Below are 21903 nucleotides of genomic sequence, written 5' to 3' on the forward strand. Positions count from 1 at the left end.
AGGTTTCCTCCCTTTCGAGATGCAAGAAAGCTAAGTTGCGTTTCTCTCTCCGTCAACTCTGTCTCGACAAAACCCCAGTTCAGCTTGCGAATCGTTGCAACAGGCCTGTGGGAAAACGCAATTCCCTCAGCCGGGTCGTTGCAATGTACTGTCGAGGAACGCAAGGAGGGAGGGGCTGCCGGTGCCCGGAGGCAGGCTGACCCACGAGGACCGCCAGCGGATCGCGGCGTGGCTGGCGGACGGGCTCGGCTACGCGGAGATCGGCCGACAACTCGGCCGGCCGACGTCCACGATCAGCCGGGAGGTCACCCGCAACGGGACACCCGGTGACTACCGGGCCGCCCGAGCGCAGCGGGCCGCCGACCACCGCGCGCGCCGGAGCAGGTCGGCGCCACCCGCCGAGCCGACGACCGACGAGCAGCCGGCCGAGGCCGTGCGCGCCTTCGTCGACCAGTTCGCCACCGTGCTGGCCGCGACGGGCATGCCAAGGATGACCGCCCGGGTGTTCGTCTGCCTGCTCACCGCCGACGCCGACGGCCTGACCGCCGCCGATCTGGTCCGCCGGCTACGGGTCAGCCCGGCATCGGTGTCCAAGTCCGTCGGCTCACTCCAAGCCATGGACCTGGTCGTCCGTCACCCGGACCCCGGCAGCCGCCGCGAGCGGTACGTGATCGACGAGGAGGTCTGGCTCCGAGCGTGGCGGACCGACACCGGCGCACACGATCAGGTCGCGGCCACCGCACGGCGTGGCGTCGACATCTTCGGCGCCGACACGCCCGCCGGCGCCCGACTCGACACGATGGGCCGGTTCTTCGCCAAGCTCGGCGAACAGATGAGTGGCCTCGCCGAGGCCGCCAACGCCTCCGACGCGCTCACCGTGCTCGCCGCCCTCGCGCACGCCGGCCGCCCGGTCACCGTGGGGACACTGGCCAGGGCGCTCGGCTGGCCCCCCGACCGTGTCACCGCGGCCGTTGACGCCATCCGGCGCCAACCGGCCATCGCCGACCCGCTCACCCTGCGGCTCGTCGCGGACCACACGTACACCCTCACCACGAGACCGGACCGCCTGACCCCGTCCCAACGCGCGGCGCTCGACCGCCTCGACTGACGGGGGATCCCGTGATCAGGCCGTGGCGGCCGAGACCTCGCGGCGGAGCCCCGGACGTTCTCCGTGGCGCAGAGTTCAGGCGCGCCGCGTAGGAGGTGCCGGTCGGTGAGGATGTACGTGTGGTCCGCGACAAGCCGCAGCGTGCGGAGCGGCCCCGTCAGGCGGCGAAGACGGTGCGGATGACGGACTCGTCGCCGTCGATCTCGACCAGTCCGAGAGCGCGGGCGTCGCTGAGGGTGAGGGCGCCGGCGGCGAGGCCGAGGACGTAGGCGGGGTCGGCGCGAACGGTGGCGTCGAGGTCGCGCCCGTCATGCGGGCCGACCTCGAAGCCGGAGCGCGTCGCGCGGAGTTGGAAGGGCGGGCCGCCGATCTCGAGGCCGACCGTCGCCGAGGGGCGGACCTTGACCCGGGTGTCGAGCAGGGCGGGGACGGCGAGGGCGAGCCACTCGGGGCGGAAGGAGTCGCCGTCGGGGCCGCGGACCATCAGCGGGGTGGACCAGCGGATCAGGCTCTCGATCGGCTGGCGCAGCTCGGCACCCCATGCCGTGAGCGTGTACTCGACCACGCTGCCCTCGCCAGTCAGTCGCCGCTCGACCACGCCCGAGGCTTCCAGGTCACGGAGCCGGTCGGCGAGCAGGTTGGTCGCGATGCCGGGGAGGCCGTCGATCAGGTCACGGTAGCGGGCGGGGGCGATGAGGAGTTGGCGGACGACGAGCAGGTTCCACCGATCGCCGACGACTTCGAGGGACCGGGCGAGCCCGCAGTACTGGCCGTAGCTACGCATCGCATCTCTCTACTTGACTATCTCAAGTGCGCTTGACAAGCTCAAGTCTATCGCAAGGCCGAGCCGAGAGGGGGCCGCCATGGCCGATGCCATCGAGGGTGCGCGGCCCTCCTGGGTCGACGACGGCCTGTTTCCGTTCGAGAGCCGCTTCGTCGATATCGACGGGCACAGCGTGCACTACGTCGACGAGGGGGCAGGTCCCACACTGCTGCTTCTGCACGGCAACCCGACCTGGTCGTTCCTCTGGCGCGACGTGATCCTTGCGCTGCGCGACGACTTCCGGTGCGTCGCCCTCGACTACCCGGGCTTCGGTCTGTCGACGCCGAGGCCCGGCTACCGTTACCTGCCCGAGGAGCACGCGGACGTCGTCACCGGATTCGTCGACGCGCTCGGCCTCAACGGGGCCACTCTGGTCGCGCAGGACTGGGGCGGCCCGATCGGCCTGGCCGCCGTGCGGCGGCGGCCAGACGTCTTCGATCGGCTGGTGCTCGCGAACACCTGGGCCTGGCCGGTCAACGGCGTCCTCCACTTCGAGGCCTTCTCTCGCATCGCCGGCGGACTCCCGATCCGCTTCCTGGTCCGGCGGCTCAACCTCCTCGTCAACGCGTTCATCCCCACAGGCCACCGAAGGCGGAAGCCGACCGCAGCCGAGATGACCCACTACCGCCGAGCCCTGAACACCCCCGAGCGGCGCCAGGCCTCCGCCGTACTTCCCGGCCGGATCCTCGCCAGCCGGGACTTCTTCGCCGAGATCGAGGCCGGCCTTGCGGACCTCGCCCACCTGCCGACACTGATCGTGTGGGGTGACGCCGACATCGCCTTCCGTCCCCAGGAGCGCGAGCGTCTGGAAGCGGCCTTCCCCGAGCACGAGACCGTGATCGTCAAGGGCGCCGGCACCTACGTGGAGTCCGACGCGCCCGAGGAGTTCGTCGCCGCGATCCGCGACTGGGCGGCGCCGCGGCGCGGAGACGCGAGTCGTGCGGGTGGCAGTGCCCAGCACGACGCGCCGTAGGCTCGGACAAGTCGAGGCCACATCGAGGGAAGGCTCGTCCGTGAGCTGAATGCCAGCCCCGACTCGTTACGGCCCGTGCCGCCCCATCGTCCGGAGCGGGTCACCGCCGGGCCCCCACCGGAACTCGATCCCCACTGAGGTCGCGCTCACCCCGGCACCGCTGGGCGGCAGGTCGAACGCATCGCGGAGCCAGCCGTCCATGGCCAGGGCGGCCACCTCCGCTCGGTAGTCCGCCAGCGGGTAGGAGAGTTCGTGGACCTCGATCAGCACCCCCGCGGGGCATCGCTCCGCCAGGAGCGGCCCGGACAGTTCCACCCCGGCCCCGAGCCAGGCCACGTCCCGCCAGTATGTTCCGGCGGGCACCGTGAGCCACACCTGTCGGTGGACTCGCATGCCACGCTCGACCGGTTCGGGGGGCAGGTGCGCCCGCGCGCGCAGGTCGGCGGCTAGACCTCCCCTGCCGTCCGGGGCGCGGAAACGAAAGCGATGTGTACGGATCACGCCGGCTTCTCGCCCAGGGCGATGTCGTACCTGTTGGTCTGCCGGTCGTGGATCTCGGTCGGCAGCGTGGGGAAACCGAAGTGCTCGGCGGCCCAGCCGGCGATGGCCACGGCGGCGGCCTCGGGCTGATAGTCGGTGAGCCGATAGTCACAGCGCTCGACGGTGACCGCCACATGCCCCTCGCCCGTAACGGTGCCGATGGCGGGCGCGACATAACGCAGGCCCCTGGCGAGTTTTCGCCGGTCGTCATCCGTGGTGTTCGGATCCCGAATATCGAGAAAAATCCTGTCTGTCATCTGAACGCCCGGCCCCGGTTCATCGGAGGTCCGACTCGTGCCGGTGAGCGTGACGAGAAGTCCCCAAGGGCCGGAGATATGGCGGTATTTGTAGGGTGTGGCCATGAAGAAATCCTCTGTCAGTCGAAATTCAGCCTGCCAAAGACCGAGGCGCCGGCGGCACCATTTCACCTTCGGAGCACTGACGCCTCCAGCCCCTCGTCTCGACAAGGCCAAGGACCGCCTGCCAGTCCTCAACCGAGGTATCAGGGACGCGCGCGTCCGACAGCGCCCCCACCAGATCAGCCGCACCGCCATGTGCACGCCTCTTCGAAACAACGCAGCCCCGTTTCCCTTGGCCAAACATCTAGGGCCCCGGGAAACCGCCGTACCCCATGATCAGGCTGTGGTGGCCGAGACTTCGCGGCGAAGCGCTCGGACGTTCTCCGTGGCGCAGAGCAGGATCACGTTGAACGGGACCCCACACCCTCCTAGGCCGGCGCGTTGGCCCAGCTCTCGGTGGCCCTGGCGAGCACCCTGAAGAACGCCTCCCGGTCCTCGGGCGTCTCCGAGAGCACGTCCTCCGACCGTGAGACCACGACGAGATAGCGCTCCGCCTGCAACCGGTTGAGATCCCGCAGGCAGTCGCTGAGGGCGTCCCAGTTCCAGCCGAAGTAGCTGGGCAGTCTCAGGTGTTCCCAGAACTGGGTGAACACGCCGTCCAGGTCGCCCATCGACTCCATGTCCAGGCGCGCCACGTAGAGGTGCCGGTCGGTGAGAGGGAATCCGTGACCCGCGCCTGCTCCTCGGCCCCCACGACGTACAGTCGAGGACGAGGGGCGGTCCACCAGGATCGTCGGTGGTCATCGTCACGGCCAGCTCGGCTGGGACACCGGGGCTCGAACTGGCCGCACACGGCTTGTGGTCTTTCACCGGCGTGACCTCACTCTTCGAAGGTCGGCCGCAGCCACACTTCGGTCAGGCGGGAACCGGTGATACCGAGGGCCACCCCCTGTGCGATCCGTACGCATCGCTCCGACTCGTCGGGGATGGGGGACACCCGGACCAACTGGTTGGCCGGGTCGTACCGGGTGAGCCACGCGTCGCCGGGGAGGGGCACGGACACTCCCGGCAGAAGCGCTTCGTCCGACCGCACGGACACCTGCCCGGGAATGCACTCAGGCTCGGTCAGGTCCGTCGTGGACCAGCCGCCCATCGGGTGGTACCCCCAGGCGAAGAGCACCCGCCCGTGCTCCACACCCACCTCGAGTTGCAGCGTGTCGATCACCAGGCTGGTGACCCCCTGGTCCCCGATCTCCTCGGCCAGTCTGGACCTGTCCACCACCTGGTACATGAAGCTGTGTTCGGACCTGATGTAGCTCAGCTGTCCTTGGAGCGCGACGCCAGGGTTGACCGAGAAGCTCAGAGTCATCGTGTCCCCACGAAGTTGAAGTGCAGGATTGTGTTGCTGTTCGTGTCGATCACCAGCTCCCATGTTCCAGGGCTGCCGTTGAACGCGCCGGGAGTATCCCATCGGAGGGCCCCGGAGGCGCCGCGAGGGTCGAGTGCGGGGCGGCTGCCCTGCATGATTTCCCGGATCAGAATCGTCGAGTCCATGAAGGGGCGCGACCGGGAGACGTAGCGGCCGCCGTCGGGCCTGGGTACTGGCCGGTCCGCCATGTCGTTGAGGTGGTTCTGTACGGTCCGCGTCATGGTCAGGTTGTCCGGATCGATCCGCCCGATCATGTCGTCGATGGCGTCCCCGGCCTGGTAGGGAGACAGTCCGAGTGGGTCATCCCAGGTCAGGGGGTTGTGCACGTAGGCGACGGGGTTCGGCGTCGGGCGCAGGCCCAGGGGGTCCGGTGACGCGTAGCGGGCGGTCTCCGGGTCGTAGTAGCGATGATGGTTGTAGTGGAGGCCGGTCTCGGGGTCGTGGTACTGACCGGGAAACCGGAGCGGAGTGTATGCCCGGGCGTCCGCGCGCCAGACGCTCAGCCCCCAGAGGGTTCGGCGGACGTGCCATGCCACGTTGCCGTCCTCGCCGACCAGTTCCGTGGGGCTGCCAACGAGGTCGGTGACGATGGCGAAGAACCGGCTGTCGATGGTCTCCTGCGTCGTCGCGTCGGTGATGCGCTCGGCCTGTGAGACGGGAGCCAGCCCGTCGTGCTCCCAGGTGAGTGTGACGGGGTTCGGCGCGTTGGACGAGACGGTGGTCTGCTCGGCGAGCATGACCCCGTCCCAGACGAAGCTGGTCTCCTCCACCACGGTCGTGCCGTCCTCACCGAGGCGCTGCTTGGCGATCCTGCGGCCGAGCGGGTCGTAGCGGTAGCGCCACACGGTGCCGTCGGGAGTGGTGACGGAGGTGAGTCGGTCCTCGGCGTCCCACGAATAACGCCAGAGGTCTGGCTTCTTGGAGAGGCGAGTCCTGCGCTTGACGGTGATTCGGCCGGCGCTGTCGTACTCGTAGCGCACGCCACCGGCTGCCAAGAGCCGTGTGCCCTCGATGGTTCGGGCACCAGTGGCTTCCTGGGCGGGGTGTTGTGAGGACCAGGTGGCGTGGCTCTGGTTACCCGCCGTGTCGTACGCGTAAGACTCTGTCCAGTCGCGCGCGTTCACCCCCGTGACACGCCCACTGGCGTCCAGCGCGAAAGTGGAATCGCCCGTGCTGGAGTCCTGGAGAGCGGTGACGTAGCCGTCGGCTCGGTAGGTCCAGGTTCGGGTCACCAGCGGCTGCTCGCCGCCCCCTGCGAGCTTCTGATGCGCGAGGCGTCCGACGGGGTCCCACGCGTTGTCCAGCGTGAAGGCATCTTCCAGCGCGCGGGTGGTCTCGCGCCCCACCCCGTCGTGGGTGGAGAGCAACACGTGCCCGGAGACATCGAGGGCCACCCGCCGTCCCGCGGCGTCATAGTCGTAGGACGTACGGCTCGCGCCCGGCGTGGTCCGGGAGAGGCGTCGGCCGGCCGCGTCGAGTTCCAGGGAAAGCGTCCTGCCGTTGATCGTCTCCGTGAGTACACGTCCCGCGAGGTCGCGTTCCCATCGCACCTCGCAATCCGGGCCTGAGGCGTGGAGCAGCCGTCCCAACGGGTCGTAGGCATACGCGAGGCTGTGGCCATCGAAGTGCTTGGCGATGAGCCTGCCCATCGAGTCATGTTCGTAGGTGATCGTCTGGCCCAGTGGATTGGTCAGTGCAGCCAGTCGACCCACGGCGTCCCTGGCATAGCCGATGCGACGTCCGTCGAAGTCGGTCTCGGCAATCAACCGGCCGGCCGCGTCGTAGTCGTACTTCCAGGTCAGTCCTTGCGGATTGGTGACGCGGACGAGACGGAGCGCCGCGTCGTGCTCGAACTCGTAACGGACCCCGTCCGCCTCGGTGCGGGCCGCAAGCGCGTCGAAGTGGGTGTACTCATACTCGACGACAGCACCTGCCGCGTTGGTGTGTCGGACGCAGTTGCCCTCGCCGTCGTACTCCCAGGCCTGCTCCGCACCCGTGGCGTCAACTAGCCGCGTCATCTGGCCGTCTACGGCCCACCACAAGCGCGTCTCGGCTCCCAGCGAATCGGTGATCCGATCAGGGCGGCCGAAGGAGTCGTAGCAACGGGTGGCCGTGTTGCCCAGCGGATCCGTCAGTTCGGTGGGGAGCCCGGCGGCGTTGCAGCGGATTCGGGTGGTCGCGCCGAGCGGGTCCGTCACCGACGTGACGCCACCGAAGTCGTCGTGGGTGTACCGGGTGGTGGCCCCGAGCGGATCGGTGACGGCGACACAGTTGCCTCGTTGGTCGTACTCGCGGAGCCACGTTGTCTCGTCGGGAAGAGTGATGGAGACCGGAAGAGCGAGGTCGTTGTACTCGTAACAGGTGGAGGTGCCGTCGGGGAGCTGCACGACGAGCGGTTGGCCGTCGGTGTTGCGACTCACTCGCGTGGTGTGGCCGAGGGCATCGATCTCGGTGACGGTGTGGTGGTCGGCGTCGTACTCGGTGCGGGTGATGTTGCCGAGGGGGTCGATCTCGGCGATGACGTCGTGGCGGGCGTCGATGACGTGACGGGTCGTCTCGCCCTGGGCGGTGGTGAGGGTGGTGACGCGGGCGCCAGGCCAGTCGGGGTGGGTGCCGTCGTAGGCGAGGGTGAGGGTGAGGTGGCCCGCCTCGCCGCCCTCGGCGACGCAGCGGTCCTGGTCGTCGTAGCGGTAGCCGTAGCGGCGGTCGTTGGTGTCGGTCCAGGAGGTGACGCGCAGCCGGTGGTCGTAGCTGAACCGGAGCGGCTGGCCGGTTGGGTTGAGGACAGCGGTGAGGTTGCCGTCGGTGTAGGTATAGCGGCGGATGACCGTGTCGCTCAGGGCGAGGGTGGTGACGCGGCCGGCCTCGGTGGTGAGGGTGAGGTGGTAGCCGCCGGAGTGGCGGATGGCGGTGGGGGCGCCGTCGGGGGTGTAGTCGATGTCGACGCGGTTGCCGTTGCGGTCGGATATCCCCAGGATCCGGCAGTCGCCGTCCTCGTCAGCGTGGCGGAAGTGGCGGGTGTGGCGGGTGATCGGGTCGGTGAGCGTGTACCCGCCGTCCTCCTGCCGGGTGAGGGGCCAGCGGGGGCCGGTCTCGGGCAGCACGGCCGTGCCCGGCTGTTCGGGGTGGGGGTAGGCGAGAATCATGCCGTCCTCGGCGAGGAACACCACGCCCTGCTCGTCGACTTCGAGGCGCTGGTCGAGGGTGGAGGACCAGGAGGGGCCGAACCAGCGGCCGGCGAAGTACCCGGACTGGACCCGGCGGGTGAAGGCGAAGGGCAGCGTGCCGGGCAGCGTGACATCGGTTTGCGGCAGGAACATGTGGCCGGTGGCCAGGTCGACCGGGTCGGTCCCGCCGCTGCGGATCATGTTGCGGGCGCGGGCGTAGGCGGACTGCATCCCGTCCGCGATCAACGTCCGGCCCCGGGTCGCGAGACCGCGTAGCCCGGCGGCCATGCCGCGCAGGCCGCCGCGCGCCAGGGCCGCCACTCCGCCGGCGAGGCCGCCGAGGGTGGTGAGGCCTTTCATGCCGGGGATGCAGTCGAGGGCGGCGAAGGCGACGTCCCAGAGGGAGGCTCGGCCGTTGGCGTAGTCGTAGAGGGTGTCGGCGAGGACGACGAGGGCGGCGGCGAGGACGACCCAGGCGAGGGGGCCGCCGATGATCATGACGACGATGCCGAGGACGGCGACGACGACCTTGCATATCTCGACGATGGTGTCCCAGTTCTCGGACACCCAGTGGATGGCGTCCTCCCACCAACGACGGTTCTGGATGCCGGCGTCCGAGGCGGCGTCGATCTCGGAGGCGCAGGTGCGGGCGGCCTCCTCGCGCATCTCCTTGGCGTCCTGGGCGAGTTGGCGGGCGGCGGAGAGGGCCTCCTCGGCGCCGTCGACGCGGGACTGGGCGGAGGACGCGGCCTCGTTGGCGGCGGTCGCGTCGCGGGTGGCGGCCCGTACCTCCGCCTCGGACGGCGGTTCGACGCCCTCCCGCTCGCCCTCGCGTTCCAGCCGGTCGGCCTCCTCGCCGGCCCGCGACACCCAGTCCTGCGCGTCCGTCAACGCCGCCTGGGCTGAGGAGAGATCGGCCTGCGCGGCGATGGCGCGGTCCAACGCACGGTCCGCCATGCCCTGCGCCGTCTCCAACGTCGGCCAGTAGGTCGCCAGGGCTTGGGCGGCCATGTCGTAGGAGGTCTGGAGCTTCTGGAGGTTGCCGGGGACGCCGTCGAACTCGGAGCGGAAGGCTTCGGCGGAGAGGCCGGCCCAGTCGAGGACGGCGCGGTCCTCGGCCATGCCACGGATGCGGCCCAGCGCCTCGCCCACGTCGTCCGCGAAGGTCTGGAGGTCGTCGGCGAGTTCCCGTACTTCGTCCGGGTTGCCGGGCGTTGGGTCCCGGTCCATGTCGACCGGCGACCAGTCAGACGGACGTGCCATGATCTTTCCCCCCGTGGTGATCAAGTGACGCGCTGTGCTGACTGTACGGTAAACGGCGGGCCAAGGTCGGCTCAACAGATCAGTCGACGGCTCTGAGTTGGTCGAGCGGTGTTTGCCACTCGTGGCCGCCGCCGATGGGGCGGAGGAACGCGGTCTGGCGCACGATCCGGTCGGTGTCGCGGTCGCGCTCGATCAGGCCCGCCATCAGTCGCCCTCGGCGGCCTTGCCCGTCCTCGACCAGCGCGCCCGAGGGGAAGGGGAGTTCGGTGGCCCATTCGGCCTTGGGCACGTTCACCTGACCACCCTCCGACCGTAGATCAGCGCGTCGCAGGAGGGGCAACGCAGGCCCTCGGGGGACTGCTTCATGTTCCGGAGGGAACCGGGGTGCGGGCAGCGGACGGGTGGTGCGGGGGGTTGAGGCTGCATGGACGTGTGTTCTCTCTGTAGTCGCGTGACTACAAGGTTTGCCGCGTGGGTAGGCCGCTGGCCAGAGCGGAGCTGTGGCCGCTGTGACCGGCCACAAACGCGCATTCGGAAAGGGGCGGTTGATGGCGCCACGCACATCCGAGCCGGAGCAGGTGGCACCGGCCCGGCGGAAGTACATGGAGGAGCTGCGTCAGCTCCGCGAGGAATCCGGCATGTCCCTGGGAGACCTGTCGGAGGTGACGCGGTACGACCGGTCGTACCTCAGCAAGCTGGAGCGTGGGGAACGGCTCGGGGATCTGGAGACGGCCAAGCGGCTTGACGAGGTCTACGGGACGCGGCGGAGCCTTCAGAACCTGTGGCTGCTGGCCAAGGACGACGCGTATCTCGGGCGCTATCAGCGGTACATGGCGCTGGAGAACGCGGCCCGTGTTTTGCAGGTGTACGTCCCGCAGACCATTCCGGGGTTGTTGCAGACCGAGGAGTACGCCAGGGAACAGCTGTGGTCCATGCCGTACCGCGCCGACGAGGAGGACGCTTTTGAGGAGCAACTCGTTCTGCGGTTGGATCGGCAACGGATACTGCGGCGTGAGGAGTCAGCACCTCATCTACGCGTGGTGCTCGACGAGGCCGCCTTCAGCCGCCCGCTGAAGGACCGGGAAGCGTGGAAGCGGCAGTTGCAGCGGCTGCTCGACGACGCCGAGCTGCCGAACGTGACCCTTCAGGTGTTGCCGTACGCGACCGGGCTGCACGGCTTGGTGGGCGGTTCGTTGACCATCCTGTGGCTTCCTGATGGCACCTGCGCGGCTTACTCGGAGGGCAGTAGCTCCGGCGAGATGATTGAGGAACCAGAGGAGGTGGAACAGTACAGGCTTGCCTACGATGAGGTCAGCGCTCTTGCACTATCCCCCAGGGACTCCTTGGAGTTCATCCGCAACCTGATGAAGGACGGCTAGAGACGATGCGAGCCCCCAGCCCCGATCTGCGCGGTGTCACCTGGCGTAAGTCCAGTTACAGCAACGGGGGAGCCAACAACTGCGTCGAGGTCGCCGACGGTCTCCCGGGCGTCGTGCCCGTTCGGGACAGCAAGGTTTCCGGTGGCCCGGCGCTTCTGGTTCCGGCAGGCGCGTGGGCGGCCTTCGTGGCGTCCGTGAAGGGCTGAACGCTCGGCTGTGACTGGCCCCGGCTGGGACGACGACCGTGCGTGCCACGACGCGTCGCGGCGAGCCGACCGGGCGACGCGGTTCGGCTGTGCACATGGGTGAGGGAGCCATCGACTCCCGCGCCGCCGCGCCGTGTGTGAGAACCGACGACCCACCGATGGCGGCGCCGTGTCTTGCGTCGAGCCCGCCGACGCGGTGATGGCGGACAGTCCGTCCCGCGCTCACTGGACCGCCTACGACCGCTGACCCTCGGGGTCGATCGTGTCGTTGGACGGTGCCAGGGAGCGCAGGACGTCGAACTCGTTGCCCTCGGGGTCGGCCATGAGCACCCAGTTCCGGCCGGGGTCCTGGCCCGCGTCCACCTTGGTCGCGCCGAGGCCGAGCAGCCTGGTCACCTCGTCGTCGGTGCTGCCGTCGATCGGGCTGACGTCGAGATGGAGCCGGTTCTTCACGGCCTTGCCCTCGGGCACCCGGATGAACATCAGGGTGGGCGGCATCTGGCGGGCCCTGACCTCCTCCACGGTCGGCTCCCAGGAGCCGATCTCGACCTTGTCCTCGCTCCGGTCGATCACGGTGAAGTCCAGGACGGCGCACCAGAAGGCCGCCAGGCGTTCCGGATCGTGGCAGTCGACGACCAACTCGGTGAACCTGCTCGTCATGACTCCCCAATCAGTGCGAACCGGAGGCCCAGCCTAGGCAGGTCCGGCCGGCCGCCGCTAGCCGCCGACCGTGAGGACGATCTTGCCGGTGGTGTGGTTGGTCTCGCCCAGCGTGTGGGCCTTGGCGGCCTCGGCGAGGGGGAAGGTGGCCTCGACGTGGGCACGCAGGGCGCCGGACGCCACGAGGTCGGCGATGGCGGTCATGCCGGCGTGGTCGGCCTCGACGAGGAGCGTCTCCACCCGCACGTTCCGCTCGGCGGCCCTCGCGGCCTCCTCCTCGGGGGCGGGGCTCGGCAGCAGGGAGACGAGGACGCCGCCGGGGCGCAGGACGTCGAGGGAGTGGGTGCGGGTGTCGCCGGAGATCGTGTCGAGGACCATGTCGACGTCCCGGGCGGCCTCCCGGAAGTCGGTGGTGCGGTAGTCGATCGTCTCGTCGGCGCCGAGTGCGCGCAGGAAGTCGTGCTTGGGGCCGCTCGCGGTGCCGATCACGTGGGCGCCGCGCGCCTTGGCGAGCTGGACGGCCAGGTGGCCGACCCCGCCGGCCGCCGCGTGGATCAGGACCCGCTGGCCGGCGGTCACGTCGGCCGTGTCGACGATGGCCTGGTACGCGGTGAGCGCGGCCAGCGGCAGCGCGCCGGCCTGGACGTGGTCGACGGCGGCCGGCTTGTGCGCGAAGGCGCGGGCCGGCCCGGTGACGTACTCGGCGTGCGCCCCGACCCCGTACGGGTAGGGCAGCATCCCGAAGACCTCGTCGCCCGGCTTGAAGAGGGTCACGCCGTAGCCGACGGCCTCGACCACCCCGGAGACGTCCCAACCCAGGACGAGGGGGAGGCGGTTGAGGAACAACCTGCTCGAACGGTGCTTCCAGTCGGTGGGGTTGAGCCCGGAGGCCCGGACGGCGATCAGGAGCTCGCTGGGTCCCGGCTTCGGCCTCGGCAGCTCGACCTCCTTCAACACCTCGGGGCCGCCCAGGGCGTCCTGGCTGATGGCTCGCATGGTGGTCGTCTTCGTCATGGGACCAGCCTCGTACGCGGCCGGCGGCCGTACCATGGCATGAATGCCATCTTTCGACGGGATCGTGCCATGGGAAGTCCGCACCGGGTCGTGGTGCTCGCCCTGGACGGCGTGTACCCGTTCGAACTCGGCATCCCGAGCCGGGTCCTCGACGCGACCGGGGGCCGCTACGAGGTCCTGACCTGCTCGATCGACGGCGGGCCGGTCCGCACGAACTCGGACTTCTCCGTCACCGTTCCCTACGGTCCTGAGGCGTTGCGGACGGCGGACACCGTCGTGCTGCCGCCCTTCGACACCGCGAAGCTCACCCGAAAGCCGCCGGCCAGGGTCCGGGAGGCGCTGGCGAGCCTGCCGCCCGGGGCGCGGATCGTGTCGATATGCACGGGCGCGTTCGTGCTGGCCGGCGCCGGGCTGCTCGACGGCCGCCGCGCCACCACGCACTGGGCGCTCGCGGACGTCTTCCGCGCCTGGTACCCGAGGGTGGAGCTGGATCCCGACGTGCTGTTCGTCGACGACGGGGACGTGCTCACGTCGGCCGGCGCCGCCTCCGGGGTGGACGTCTGCCTGCACCTCGTGCGCCGGGACCACGGCACCGCCGTCGCCAACCGCGCGGCGCGGATCTGCGTCGCGCCGCCCTGGCGGGACGGCGGTCAGGCCCAGTTCATCGAACGGCCGGTCCCCGAGCCCGTCGCGAACGGCACGTCGCCCACGCGCCGGTGGGCGCTGGAGAACCTCCACGAGCCGCTGACGCTGGCGGACTTGGCGGGGCACGCGCGGATGAGTCTGCGCACCTTCGTGCGGCGCTTCAACGAGGAGGTCGGGACGAGCCCGGGGCGGTGGCTGATCCGGCAGCGGGTGGACCGTGCCAGGGACCTGCTGGAGTCCACCGACCTGCCCGTGGACGACGTCGCGGCTCGGGTCGGCTTCGCCAGCGGCACCTCGCTGCGCGAGCACCTGCACGCCGCGATCGGCATCTCGCCGCTCGCCTACCGGCGCACCTTCCGAGGCGACCTGACCGCCGGGCGCTGACCGCGGTCGCGCGCACGGCGCGTGCCGGAACGGGGCGCCGCCCCTTCGGTCGCCGTCCGTACGCCGGCACCGAGGTGTTCCGTAACCGGGCCGGCTCCCTCGCGGCCCGGCTGGCCGCCGTGGGGCGGCGCCGAAACGCGCGGGTGGCTCGACCGCGTGGGCGCTGCCGGCCACCCCAATCCGGCGTCGCCTAGCCGAGCGGAGCGAACCGGTAGAGCGCCGCGCCGTGCGCCGGCAGGGTGACGCTCAGTTCGCGGCCGTTGTGGGCGGTGTCGGTGTGGGTCCACAGTTCCCGGACGTGGTCGTCGGGGTGGGCGCCGATGTCGCCGAGGGGGACGGTGAGGTGTCGGGGTTCGTCGGCCAGTGAGAAGACGGCGGCGTAGCGGGTGTGTTCGTCGGTGTCGCGGGCGGTCCACAGGACGAGGTCGCGTTCGCGGAGGACCTCGCGGTTGTCCCGGCTGTGGAAGAGCACGTCGAGCGCCTCGTCGTTGGTGAGCAGGGCGATGGTCTCCGGCGGGCTGGTGGGCAGGTCGCCGCCCATCATGAGGGGGGAGCGGGAGATGAGCCACAGCGTCAGCAGGCTGGTCTGCTCGGGCCCGGTGAGCGCGCACTGCCGGTCCTCGCCGCGCTCGGCCCTGATGCCGATGTGGCCGAGGGGCAGCATGTCGGCGTCGGCCCAGCCGTGTTCGGACTGCGACGGTGCCCAGCGGGCCATACGGGCGAACTGCGCCTCGACGTCCGGCCAGCGGTCCCACAGGTCGTCGCAGACCCGCCACATGGTGGCGTTGGCCCGCAGGTGGTCGAGGTGGGCGAGGGAGACGTCGGTGCCGGGGGAGAGACTCAGCTCGATGGGTTGGCCGCTGCGGGCGATGGCCTGGGCGTAGGCGGCTATCTCCCGTTCGTGGTACGGGAAGAGCATGTCGTCGGCCTTGACGAAGTCGACGCCCCAGTCGGCGAACTGGGCGACCTGGGCGTCGTAGTAGGCCTGGGCGCCGGGGTGGTCGTGGTCGAGGCCGTAGTTGTCGGAGTTCCAGGGGCAGACGGAGTCGGTGTCGGCGATCTCGTCGGCCGTGAAGTCGGTGCCGGCCACGGGCAGTCGGGCGGCGACGGCCCGGCGCGGGATGCCGCGCATGATGTGCAGGCCGAACCGCAGGCCGAGTTCGTGCACCCGGGCGGCGAGCGGTCCGAACCCGGCGCCGTCGGCCGCCGAGGGGAAGCGGTTGGGCGCGGGCAGTTGGCGGCCGTACCCGTCCAGGACCAGCGGGGCGTCGTCGTTGTAGCCGTGGGCGCGGGCGGTGGGCTCGTACCACTGGATGTCCACGACCACGGTGTCCCAGCCGTGCGGCAGCAGGTGGTCGCGCATGAAGGTCGCGTTGGCCAGCACCTCGTCCTCGGTGACGGTGGTGCCGTAGCAGTCCCAACTGTTCCAGCCCATCGGCGGGCGCAGCCGGCGCTCGGGAAGCGGGCGTGCGGATCTGGTCATGGCTGATCGTTTCTGTTGGTGAGCGTCGCCGGCCGGACTCTAGAGCCGCGACGATCGGTCACACAAGGGATTCTCACGGGCCCCGCCCGCCCCGCTCTCCTACACTGTGCCGCGGTGATCCCGGCGTCCGACGACCGGGCCGGGCGCGGAGAGGGGGGACCCACATGGCGGACCAGCCGTTGCCGCTTCCGGGCGCCGCACGGAAGCCCCCGACCATCTACGAGGTCGCCGAGCTGGCCGGGGTCTCGCACCAGACCGTCTCCCGCTTCCTGCGCAAGGACCCGGGGATGCGCCAGGCGACGGCCGACCGGGTGGCGCGCGCCGTGGCCGAGCTGGGCTACCGGCCCAACCAGGCGGCCAGGACGATGCGCACCCGCCGGTCGAACCGGCTCACGGTCATCCTCCCGGGCTCCACCGAGCGCATGCCCACGAGCCTGCTCGCCGGGGCCGCCGCCGCGGCCCACGAGGCCGGCTACCTGCTCGACGTGGTGAGCCTGGAGGGCGACGCGGCGACCCGCGCGGCCCGCCTCGAGGCGCTGCTCCAGCCGGAGAGCACGGACGGGATCCTGTCCTTCAGCGCGCTCGGTGACCCCGCCGAGCGTCCCGCCCTGTCGGACTTCCCGGTGCCGGTCGTGGTCGACGGCGCCTACGACGACGAGATGCGGTCGCTCGGCGTGTTCGCGGACGCCTCGACCGCCGCCGACCTGCTGCGGCACCTGGCGGACCTGGGGCATCGCCGCTTCGTGCACGTCACGGGACATCTGGCGTGGGCGTCGGCGCGGAACCGGCGGGCGGTGTACGAGGCGACCATCGCCGAGCTCGGTCTCGAGTCGTGCGCCGTGGTCGAGGGCGACTGGAGCACGGAGTCCGGCTGGGTGGCGGCTACCGAGGTCATCGCGGGTTCCGGCGCGACGGCCGTGTTCGCCGCCTCGGACCGGCTGGCGTTCGGCGTGCTCCTCGGGCTGCGGAGCGTGGGCGTCGAGGTGCCGAGGGACGTCAGCGTCGTCGGCTGGGACGACGACGAGCTCGGCCGCTACCTCACGCCCAGGCTGACCACCGTCCACGTGGACCAGGAGCGCCGCGGGCGCGAGGCCGTCCACCAGCTGCTGGCCCTGCTGCGGGGCGAACCCGCGCCCCGGCGGGCCGACGTGGCGCTGCTCAACCGCGTCGTCCTGCGCGACTCCACGGGCCCGGCGCCCGGCCACGCCGGCTGAGCCACCCGCCGCCGCGCGCCGGCCCGGCACCGCGCGGAACTACGGAATCTCTCCGAAACGGCGGCGCAGACCCCTTGTGTTATCGATCACTCGCCTCTTAGAGTCCACGCCACGTTCGCGAACGTTCCGGCGGCGCCTCCGCGCGCCCAGTCCCCTCGCACGGAGAAGGCCCAGTGATGTGTGTGACCATGCCCAGCCGGTGCCGCCTGGCGCAACGACGACACGAGGGAGCGCCCGATGAGCGCGCTGGGTGAGTTCAGGTCACTCAGCCGGTCGCGCACCCGCCGGGCCGGCCCGGCGGAGGGGGAGGAGAAGCGCGACAACAGGGCGGCGCTGTTCTTCCTGGCGCCCTGGCTGATCGGCCTCCTCGGTATCACGATCGGGCCGATGATCGCGTCGCTGTATCTGGCGTTCACCGACTACAACCTGCTGCAGGACCCCGAGTTCACCGGTCTCGACAACATCCGGCGGATGTTCACGGACGACCGGCTCGCGCAGTCCCTGAAGGTCACCTTCACCTATGTGATCGTGTCGGTGCCGCTCCAACTGGCCGCCGCGCTCGGCCTGGCGCTGCTGCTCGACCGGGGCGTGCGCGGCCTCTCCCTCTACCGGTCGATCCTCTACCTGCCGTCGCTGCTCGGCACCAGCGTGGCCATCGCCGTGCTGTGGCGCCTGGTGTTCGGCGTCGACGGTCTGATGAACGCCCTCCTCGGCCTCTTCGGCATCGAGGGCCCCGGCTGGATCTCCGATCCGGACACCGCGCTCTCCACGCTGATCATCCTGCACGTGTGGACCTTCGGGGCACCGATGGTGATCTTCCTCGCCGGGTTGCGGCAGATCCCCCGCGAGCTGTACGAGGCCGCCGCGACGGACGGGGCGTCACGCATCAGGCAGCTGTTCTCGATCACGCTCCCGCTGCTGAGCCCCATCATCTTCTTCAACCTGGTGCTCGGGCTGATCGGCAGCTTCCAGTCCTTCACCCAGGCGTTCGTCGTGTCCAACGGGACCGGTGGGCCGAGCGACTCCACCCTCTTCTTCTCGCTCTACCTCTACCAGGAGGGCTTCACCAGCTTCCGCATGGGATACGCCTCGGCGCTCGCCTGGCTGCTGCTGATCATCGTCGGCGCCTTCACCGCGCTGAACTTCTGGGCCTCGAAGTATTGGGTTTTCTACAATGACTGACACCGCCACGCTCACCTTCAGGCCAAGCGCCAGGCGGCGCGTCACCAGCCTCCTCAAGCACGCGGGTCTGATAGCCGTCTGCCTTGTCATGCTCTATCCGCTGCTGTGGATGGTGGCCAGTTCGGTGCGGCCGAACGACGACATCTTCACCAGCTCCGGCCTCTTCGTCGACACCTTCGACCTCGACCACTACCCGACCGGCTGGGACGCCCTCAGCTATCCGTTCAACACCTACCTGCTGAACTCGTTCCTCGTGGTGCTGGGTTCGGTGGTCGGCAACCTCGTATCCTGCTCCATGGCCGCCTACGCCTTCGCGCGACTGAGGTTCCGCTGGCGGCGGTGGGCGTTCATGATCATGCTGCTCTCGATCATGCTGCCGATCCACGTGCTGATCATCCCGCAGTACGTCGCCTACGCCCAACTGGGCTGGATCAACACCTACCTGCCGCTGATCCTCCCGAAGTTCCTTGCCACGGACGCGTTCTTCATCTTCCTGATGGTCCAGTTCATCCGCGGCATACCCCGGGAGCTCGACGAGGCCGCCCGCATCGACGGCGCCGGGCACGTCCGCATATTCGGGCGGATCATGCTGCCGCTGATGGTGCCGGCCCTGGCCACCACCGCGATCTTCACCTTCATCTGGACCTGGAACGACTTCTTCAGCCAGCTGATCTTCGTCACCAAACCCGACCTGTACACCGTGCCCGTGGCGCTGCGGTCCTTCATCGACGCGCAGACGCAGTCCGACTTCGGCGCCATGTTCGCCATGAGCGTCGTCTCGCTGGTCCCGGTGTTCCTGGTGTTCCTCTTCGGCCAACGGTTCCTGCTCCGCGGCATCGCCACCACCGGCGGCAAGTAGCGACCGAGGCATTCGTTCGGAACCGGGACAGAGAGGAAGACCATGACACCACGAGCGCCACGCGCGGCGTGCGCCGCCGCCACCGCCGGACTCGTCCTCGCCGGCTGCGGCGTGGGCGCCAACCCCGTCCACCACCCCGAGCTCTCCGAGGGGGACGTGACGATCTCCATGAGCTGGTGGGGTCCTGACGCCCGCACCCAGCAGACGCTCCAGGCGATCGAGCTGTTCGAGGAGGAGCACCCCACCATCGACGTCGAGCCGGTGTACTCCGACTGGGCCGGCTACTGGGACCGGCTGGCGACCACCACCGCCGCCGGCGACATGCCCGACGTCAGCCAGTTCGACCAGCTCTACCTCGCCTCCTACGCCGACCGGGGCGCCCTGCTCGACCTGGCCACCGTCGACAACATCCTCGACCCCTCCGCCCTCCCGCCGGAGATCCTCGACTCGGGACGCGTGGGCGACACCCTGTACGCCGTCCCGGTCGGCGCGACGACCAACGGGGTCCTCATCAACACCACGCTCTTCGAGCGGTACGGGGTCGAGCTCCCCGACACCGAGAACTGGACCTGGGCGGAGTTCGAGCGGGTCGCGGTCGAGCTGACCCGGGCCTCCGGCGGCGAGGTCCACGGCCTGAGCCCCTTCGGGCCCGACTCGTTCAGCCTCACCGTCTGGGCCCGCCAGCACGGCGCCCAACTCTTCCACGAGGGAGGCGAACTGGCCCTCGAACCGGAGATCCTCGCCGGCTACTGGCAACGCGAACTCGACCTCATCGAAAGCGGTGCCTCGCCATCCGCCGACCAACTCAGCGAGGAAGTGGGTCTCCCACTCGACCAGACCGACCGCGTCACCGGCGAGACGGCCATGGCCTTCATCCCCGCCGGACAGTTCGTCTCCATCCAGTCCGCGGCACCCGACTTCGACTTCACGCTCGCCAACTGGCCGGCCGACGCCGACACCGCCGACGGCTTCCAGTACCTGAAGCCCTCCATGTACTGGTCGGCGGCCTCCACCTCGGAACACCCTGCCGAGGCCGCGCTGTTGATCGACTTCCTCACCAACGACACCCGCGTCGCCGAGATCTTCGGCCTCGACCGGGGCGAGCCGGGCAACCCCGCCTTCCGGGAGGCCGTCGAGCCCACCCTCGACGCCACCGGCCGGGAGTCGCTCGCCTTCACCGAGGCCATGTCCGACGAGGTCGGCGAGACCCCGCCGATCATCCCCAACGGCGCCAGCGACATCGACGCCCTGCTCACCCGCTACAACCAGCAGGTCATCTTCGGCGAGGCGTCGCCCGAGGAGGCGGCCGAGCAGTTCCTCGCCGAACTCGGCGACTCCATCACCGCGGCCGGCTGACCGCGAACCCCGACCACGTCCCGCAAGGAGCATCCACCATGTCTCGTCCTGAAGCCGCCGACGCGCGTCTGGCAGGTCTCAGGCGGCGGCTGAACGGGCTGGCGTACGGCGGCGACTACAACCCCGAGCAGTGGCCGGCCGAGGTCTGGCACGAGGACGTCCGCCTGATGCGGGAGGCCGGGGTGAACCTGGTGACCGTGGGCGTCTTCTCGTGGGGGCTGCTCGAACCGCGGCCCTGCGTCTTCGAGTTCGGCTGGCTCGACGAGGTGATGGACCTGCTCGGCGAGGCGGGGATCGGCGTCGACCTCGCGACCCCGACCGCCGCGCCGCCGTCCTGGCTGGCCCACGAGCACCCGGAGACGCTGCCGGTGGACGGCGAGGGCCGCCGGATCGGGTTCGGCGCCCGCATCCACTACTGCCCGTCGTCCCCGGCCTTCCGGTACCACGCGGCGCGGATCACGGAGCGGCTCGCCGAGCGCTACGCCGGCCACCCGGCGCTCGTCATGTGGCACATCGGCAACGAGTACGTCGGCTTCGGCTGCCACTGCCCGGTCTCGGGCGCGCACTTCCGGCGCTGGCTCGCCGACCGCTACACCGAGGGCGACCTCGCGGGCGAACCGGCCGTCACCCGGCACCACTTCGGCCGCGGCACCGCCACCTACCTCGGCACCTCGCCCGACCGGGAGACCATGCGCCGCCTCGTCCTGGACGCCGCCACCGCCGCCGGCGTCACGCCCGTCCTCGACACCCCGGACGGCGTGGAGGCCGCCCGCCGCCGCGGACCCGACGGCGCCGACCACCTGTTCCTGTCAACCACACCGCGTGGGAGGCGGAGATCGACCTCGGCCCCACCGGCCCGGGCACCGTCGACCTGCTGGCCGCCGACGCCCCGGAGCCCGTCACCGGCCGCCTGCTGCGCCTGCCGCCGCAGGGCGCTGCTGTGCTGCGCGGTCGGCCGCCGGCAGGCGGACGGTGACGTCGAGGCCGCCCTCGGGCAGCGGTGTCAGGCGCAGCGTTCCGTGGTGGGCGGCGACGACGGCCTGGACGATGGACAGTCCGAGGCCGGAGCCGGTCTCCCCGTGGAGGCGCGTGCCGTCGCCGCGGACGAAGGGCTCGAGCAGGCGGCTGGCCATGGCGGGGTCGACGACCGGACCGGTGTTCACCACGCGCAGCCAGGACCGGCCGTCGCCGGTCGTGCCCGTGGCGACCTCGATCCGGCCGCCCTCGTGGTTGTGGCGGACGGCGTTGCCGATCAGGTTGCCCGCCATCCGCTCCAGCAGGACGGGCTGCCCGGTGACCGGCGCCGGGCGCTCGGCGGTCAGAACCGTCAGGGCGCGGCCCGCGATGTCGCACCCGGCGGCGCGCAGCGCGTCGGCGGCGACGTCGGCCAGGTCCACTCGCCGGCCGGGGCCGCCGGCGCCGGCCTGGCTGCGGGCCAGCAGGAGCAGGCCGTCGAGGGTGCGCTGGCTGCGCGTCGCGGCGTCCCGCACGTCGTGGGCCATGGCGATCAGGTCGTCCGGCTCCGGCCGGCCGTCGAGGGTGACGTCGACGGCGGTGCGGATGGTGGCCAGGGGCGTGCGCAGCTCGTGCGCGGCGTTGGCGGTGAACAGACGCTGGCTGTGCAGGCCCTGCTGGACGCGGTCCAGCATGCCGTTGACCGTGGTGGCCAGCGCGGCGAGTTCGTCGGCCGGCGCGGTGACCGGGACCCGCTCGGAGAGGTTGTCGGCGGACAGGCGCCGCGCGGTGGCCTCAATGGTGCGGACCGGCCGCAGGATCCGCCCGGCCAGCCAGCGGCCGAGGACGGCGGCCAGCAGCGTCACCACGGCGAGGGCGATGGCGGCCTGGGTGAGGAACGCGGACAGGGCCAGCTCCTCCAGGCGTTCGCCCGCCGCGAGCGCCTGCTCGGGAAGGGGCGGGGC

20 protein-coding genes and 1 pseudogene are annotated in these 21903 nt (G+C 70.5%); 10 read left to right on the top strand and 11 right to left on the bottom strand.

Annotated features, from left to right (window positions below; genetic code table 11):
• The first annotated feature begins 181 nt into the window (after positions 1 to 181).
• Entirely contained in the window at positions 182 to 1108 is a 927-nt protein-coding gene (locus tag E1265_RS09110; protein ID WP_132929739.1) for a MarR family transcriptional regulator, read from the top strand.
• 157 nt (positions 1109 to 1265) lie between these two features.
• Here E1265_RS09110 and E1265_RS09115 read toward each other — a convergent pair whose 3' ends face one another.
• Positions 1266 to 1892 carry a helix-turn-helix domain-containing protein gene (locus E1265_RS09115; protein ID WP_132929740.1) on the bottom strand — a complete coding sequence of 209 codons (627 nt, stop codon included), beginning with the start codon at positions 1890 to 1892 and terminating at the stop codon, positions 1266 to 1268.
• Positions 1893 to 1971: 79 nt separating this feature from the next.
• On the opposite strand from E1265_RS09115, the gene E1265_RS09120 reads away from it, so the two are divergent.
• A complete protein-coding gene (locus E1265_RS09120; protein WP_132929741.1) occupies positions 1972 to 2904 on the top strand; it encodes an alpha/beta fold hydrolase in 933 nt (310 codons plus the stop codon).
• A 66-nt stretch (positions 2905 to 2970) separates the two neighbouring features.
• Here E1265_RS09120 and E1265_RS09125 read toward each other — a convergent pair whose 3' ends face one another.
• The 6 genes from E1265_RS09125 to E1265_RS09150 all read right to left on the bottom strand — a co-directional run bounded on the left by E1265_RS09125 (position 2971) and on the right by E1265_RS09150 (position 9897).
• Positions 2971 to 3267 (bottom strand): hypothetical protein, encoded by a 297-nt coding sequence (locus E1265_RS09125; protein ID WP_132929742.1) that lies wholly within the window; start codon positions 3265 to 3267, stop codon positions 2971 to 2973.
• 134 nt (positions 3268 to 3401) lie between these two features.
• Positions 3402 to 3806, bottom strand: a complete 405-nt coding sequence (locus E1265_RS09130) for a hypothetical protein (protein WP_132929743.1) — start codon at positions 3804 to 3806, stop codon at positions 3402 to 3404.
• A gap of 365 nt (positions 3807 to 4171) precedes the next feature.
• Positions 4172 to 4438, bottom strand: coding sequence for a barstar family protein (locus E1265_RS09135; protein ID WP_132929744.1), 267 nt, complete (start codon positions 4436 to 4438; stop codon positions 4172 to 4174).
• 185 nt (positions 4439 to 4623) lie between these two features.
• Positions 4624 to 5112: a hypothetical protein gene (locus tag E1265_RS09140; RefSeq protein ID WP_132929745.1), complete on the bottom strand. Its 489-nt coding sequence runs from the start codon at positions 5110 to 5112 to the stop codon at positions 4624 to 4626.
• On the bottom strand, positions 5109 to 9602 hold the full coding sequence (locus E1265_RS09145) for an RHS repeat-associated core domain-containing protein (protein ID WP_132929746.1): 4494 nt from the start codon (positions 9600 to 9602) through the stop codon (positions 5109 to 5111). The genes E1265_RS09140 and E1265_RS09145 overlap by 4 nt, the downstream gene beginning before the upstream one ends.
• A gap of 79 nt (positions 9603 to 9681) precedes the next feature.
• Entirely contained in the window at positions 9682 to 9897 is a 216-nt protein-coding gene (locus E1265_RS09150; protein WP_132929747.1) for a hypothetical protein, read from the bottom strand.
• A 205-nt stretch (positions 9898 to 10102) separates the two neighbouring features.
• Between E1265_RS09150 and E1265_RS09155 the strand changes: the two genes are divergently transcribed.
• Positions 10103 to 10981, top strand: a complete 879-nt coding sequence (locus E1265_RS09155) for a helix-turn-helix transcriptional regulator (protein ID WP_132929748.1) — start codon at positions 10103 to 10105, stop codon at positions 10979 to 10981.
• A 5-nt stretch (positions 10982 to 10986) separates the two neighbouring features.
• Positions 10987 to 11187 (top strand): DUF397 domain-containing protein, encoded by a 201-nt coding sequence (locus E1265_RS09160; protein ID WP_132929749.1) that lies wholly within the window; start codon positions 10987 to 10989, stop codon positions 11185 to 11187.
• 234 nt (positions 11188 to 11421) lie between these two features.
• On the opposite strand, the gene E1265_RS09165 is transcribed toward E1265_RS09160, so the two are convergent.
• Both E1265_RS09165 and E1265_RS09170 read right to left on the bottom strand, forming a co-directional pair.
• Positions 11422 to 11847 carry a VOC family protein gene (locus tag E1265_RS09165; protein ID WP_132929750.1) on the bottom strand — a complete coding sequence of 142 codons (426 nt, stop codon included), beginning with the start codon at positions 11845 to 11847 and terminating at the stop codon, positions 11422 to 11424.
• 57 nt (positions 11848 to 11904) lie between these two features.
• Positions 11905 to 12861, bottom strand: a complete 957-nt coding sequence (locus E1265_RS09170; RefSeq protein WP_243740633.1) for an NADP-dependent oxidoreductase — start codon at positions 12859 to 12861, stop codon at positions 11905 to 11907.
• Between the two features lie 69 nt (positions 12862 to 12930).
• On the opposite strand from E1265_RS09170, the gene E1265_RS09175 reads away from it, so the two are divergent.
• Positions 12931 to 13890, top strand: a complete 960-nt coding sequence (locus E1265_RS09175) for a helix-turn-helix domain-containing protein (RefSeq protein ID WP_132929751.1) — start codon at positions 12931 to 12933, stop codon at positions 13888 to 13890.
• Positions 13891 to 14080: 190 nt separating this feature from the next.
• Here E1265_RS09175 and E1265_RS09180 read toward each other — a convergent pair whose 3' ends face one another.
• Positions 14081 to 15373 carry a glycoside hydrolase family 27 protein gene (locus E1265_RS09180; protein ID WP_243740634.1) on the bottom strand — a complete coding sequence of 431 codons (1293 nt, stop codon included), beginning with the start codon at positions 15371 to 15373 and terminating at the stop codon, positions 14081 to 14083.
• Positions 15374 to 15537: 164 nt separating this feature from the next.
• On the opposite strand from E1265_RS09180, the gene E1265_RS09185 reads away from it, so the two are divergent.
• From E1265_RS09185 to E1265_RS09205, 5 genes and pseudogenes are all read left to right on the top strand, one after another.
• Positions 15538 to 16587: a LacI family DNA-binding transcriptional regulator gene (locus E1265_RS09185; RefSeq protein WP_132929752.1), complete on the top strand. Its 1050-nt coding sequence runs from the start codon at positions 15538 to 15540 to the stop codon at positions 16585 to 16587.
• A 237-nt stretch (positions 16588 to 16824) separates the two neighbouring features.
• Positions 16825 to 17769 carry a sugar ABC transporter permease gene (locus E1265_RS09190; protein ID WP_132929753.1) on the top strand — a complete coding sequence of 315 codons (945 nt, stop codon included), beginning with the start codon at positions 16825 to 16827 and terminating at the stop codon, positions 17767 to 17769.
• Positions 17762 to 18628, top strand: coding sequence for a carbohydrate ABC transporter permease (locus E1265_RS09195; protein WP_132929754.1), 867 nt, complete (start codon positions 17762 to 17764; stop codon positions 18626 to 18628). Before E1265_RS09190 ends, E1265_RS09195 begins: the two co-directional genes overlap by 8 nt.
• Before the next feature lie 42 nt (positions 18629 to 18670).
• The gene (locus E1265_RS09200; RefSeq protein ID WP_132929755.1) at positions 18671 to 19984 is read left to right on the top strand and encodes an extracellular solute-binding protein; all 1314 of its coding nucleotides are present in this window, start codon (positions 18671 to 18673) and stop codon (positions 19982 to 19984) included.
• Between the two features lie 38 nt (positions 19985 to 20022).
• Positions 20023 to 20703 (top strand): annotated as a pseudogene (locus E1265_RS09205) (beta-galactosidase); the annotation flags it as partial.
• Between the two features lie 180 nt (positions 20704 to 20883).
• Here E1265_RS09205 and E1265_RS09210 read toward each other — a convergent pair.
• Positions 20884 to 21903 (bottom strand): HAMP domain-containing sensor histidine kinase (locus E1265_RS09210; protein WP_132929756.1); only part of this gene is annotated, 1020 nt, incomplete at its 5' end.

The sequence above is a fragment of the Streptomyces sp. 8K308 genome (genome assembly GCF_004348315.1).
GTDB lineage: Bacteria > Actinomycetota > Actinomycetes > Streptomycetales > Streptomycetaceae > Streptomyces.

Coding starts and splice junctions, on each gene's coding strand:
- E1265_RS09115 (WP_132929740.1), bottom strand. CDS start 1,892: ATGCGTAGCTACGGCCAGTACTGCGGGCTCGCCCGGTCCCTCGAAGTC.
- E1265_RS09120 (WP_132929741.1), top strand. CDS start 1,972: ATGGCCGATGCCATCGAGGGTGCGCGGCCCTCCTGGGTCGACGACGGC.
- E1265_RS09130 (WP_132929743.1), bottom strand. CDS start 3,806: ATGGCCACACCCTACAAATACCGCCATATCTCCGGCCCTTGGGGACTT.
- E1265_RS09140 (WP_132929745.1), bottom strand. CDS start 5,112: ATGACTCTGAGCTTCTCGGTCAACCCTGGCGTCGCGCTCCAAGGACAG.
- E1265_RS09145 (WP_132929746.1), bottom strand. CDS start 9,602: ATGGCACGTCCGTCTGACTGGTCGCCGGTCGACATGGACCGGGACCCA.
- E1265_RS09160 (WP_132929749.1), top strand. CDS start 10,987: ATGCGAGCCCCCAGCCCCGATCTGCGCGGTGTCACCTGGCGTAAGTCC.
- E1265_RS09165 (WP_132929750.1), bottom strand. CDS start 11,847: ATGACGAGCAGGTTCACCGAGTTGGTCGTCGACTGCCACGATCCGGAA.
- E1265_RS09170 (WP_243740633.1), bottom strand. CDS start 12,861: ATGACGAAGACGACCACCATGCGAGCCATCAGCCAGGACGCCCTGGGC.
- E1265_RS09175 (WP_132929751.1), top strand. CDS start 12,931: ATGGGAAGTCCGCACCGGGTCGTGGTGCTCGCCCTGGACGGCGTGTAC.
- E1265_RS09180 (WP_243740634.1), bottom strand. CDS start 15,373: ATGACCAGATCCGCACGCCCGCTTCCCGAGCGCCGGCTGCGCCCGCCG.
- E1265_RS09185 (WP_132929752.1), top strand. CDS start 15,538: ATGGCGGACCAGCCGTTGCCGCTTCCGGGCGCCGCACGGAAGCCCCCG.
- E1265_RS09190 (WP_132929753.1), top strand. CDS start 16,825: ATGAGCGCGCTGGGTGAGTTCAGGTCACTCAGCCGGTCGCGCACCCGC.
- E1265_RS09195 (WP_132929754.1), top strand. CDS start 17,762: ATGACTGACACCGCCACGCTCACCTTCAGGCCAAGCGCCAGGCGGCGC.
- E1265_RS09200 (WP_132929755.1), top strand. CDS start 18,671: ATGACACCACGAGCGCCACGCGCGGCGTGCGCCGCCGCCACCGCCGGA.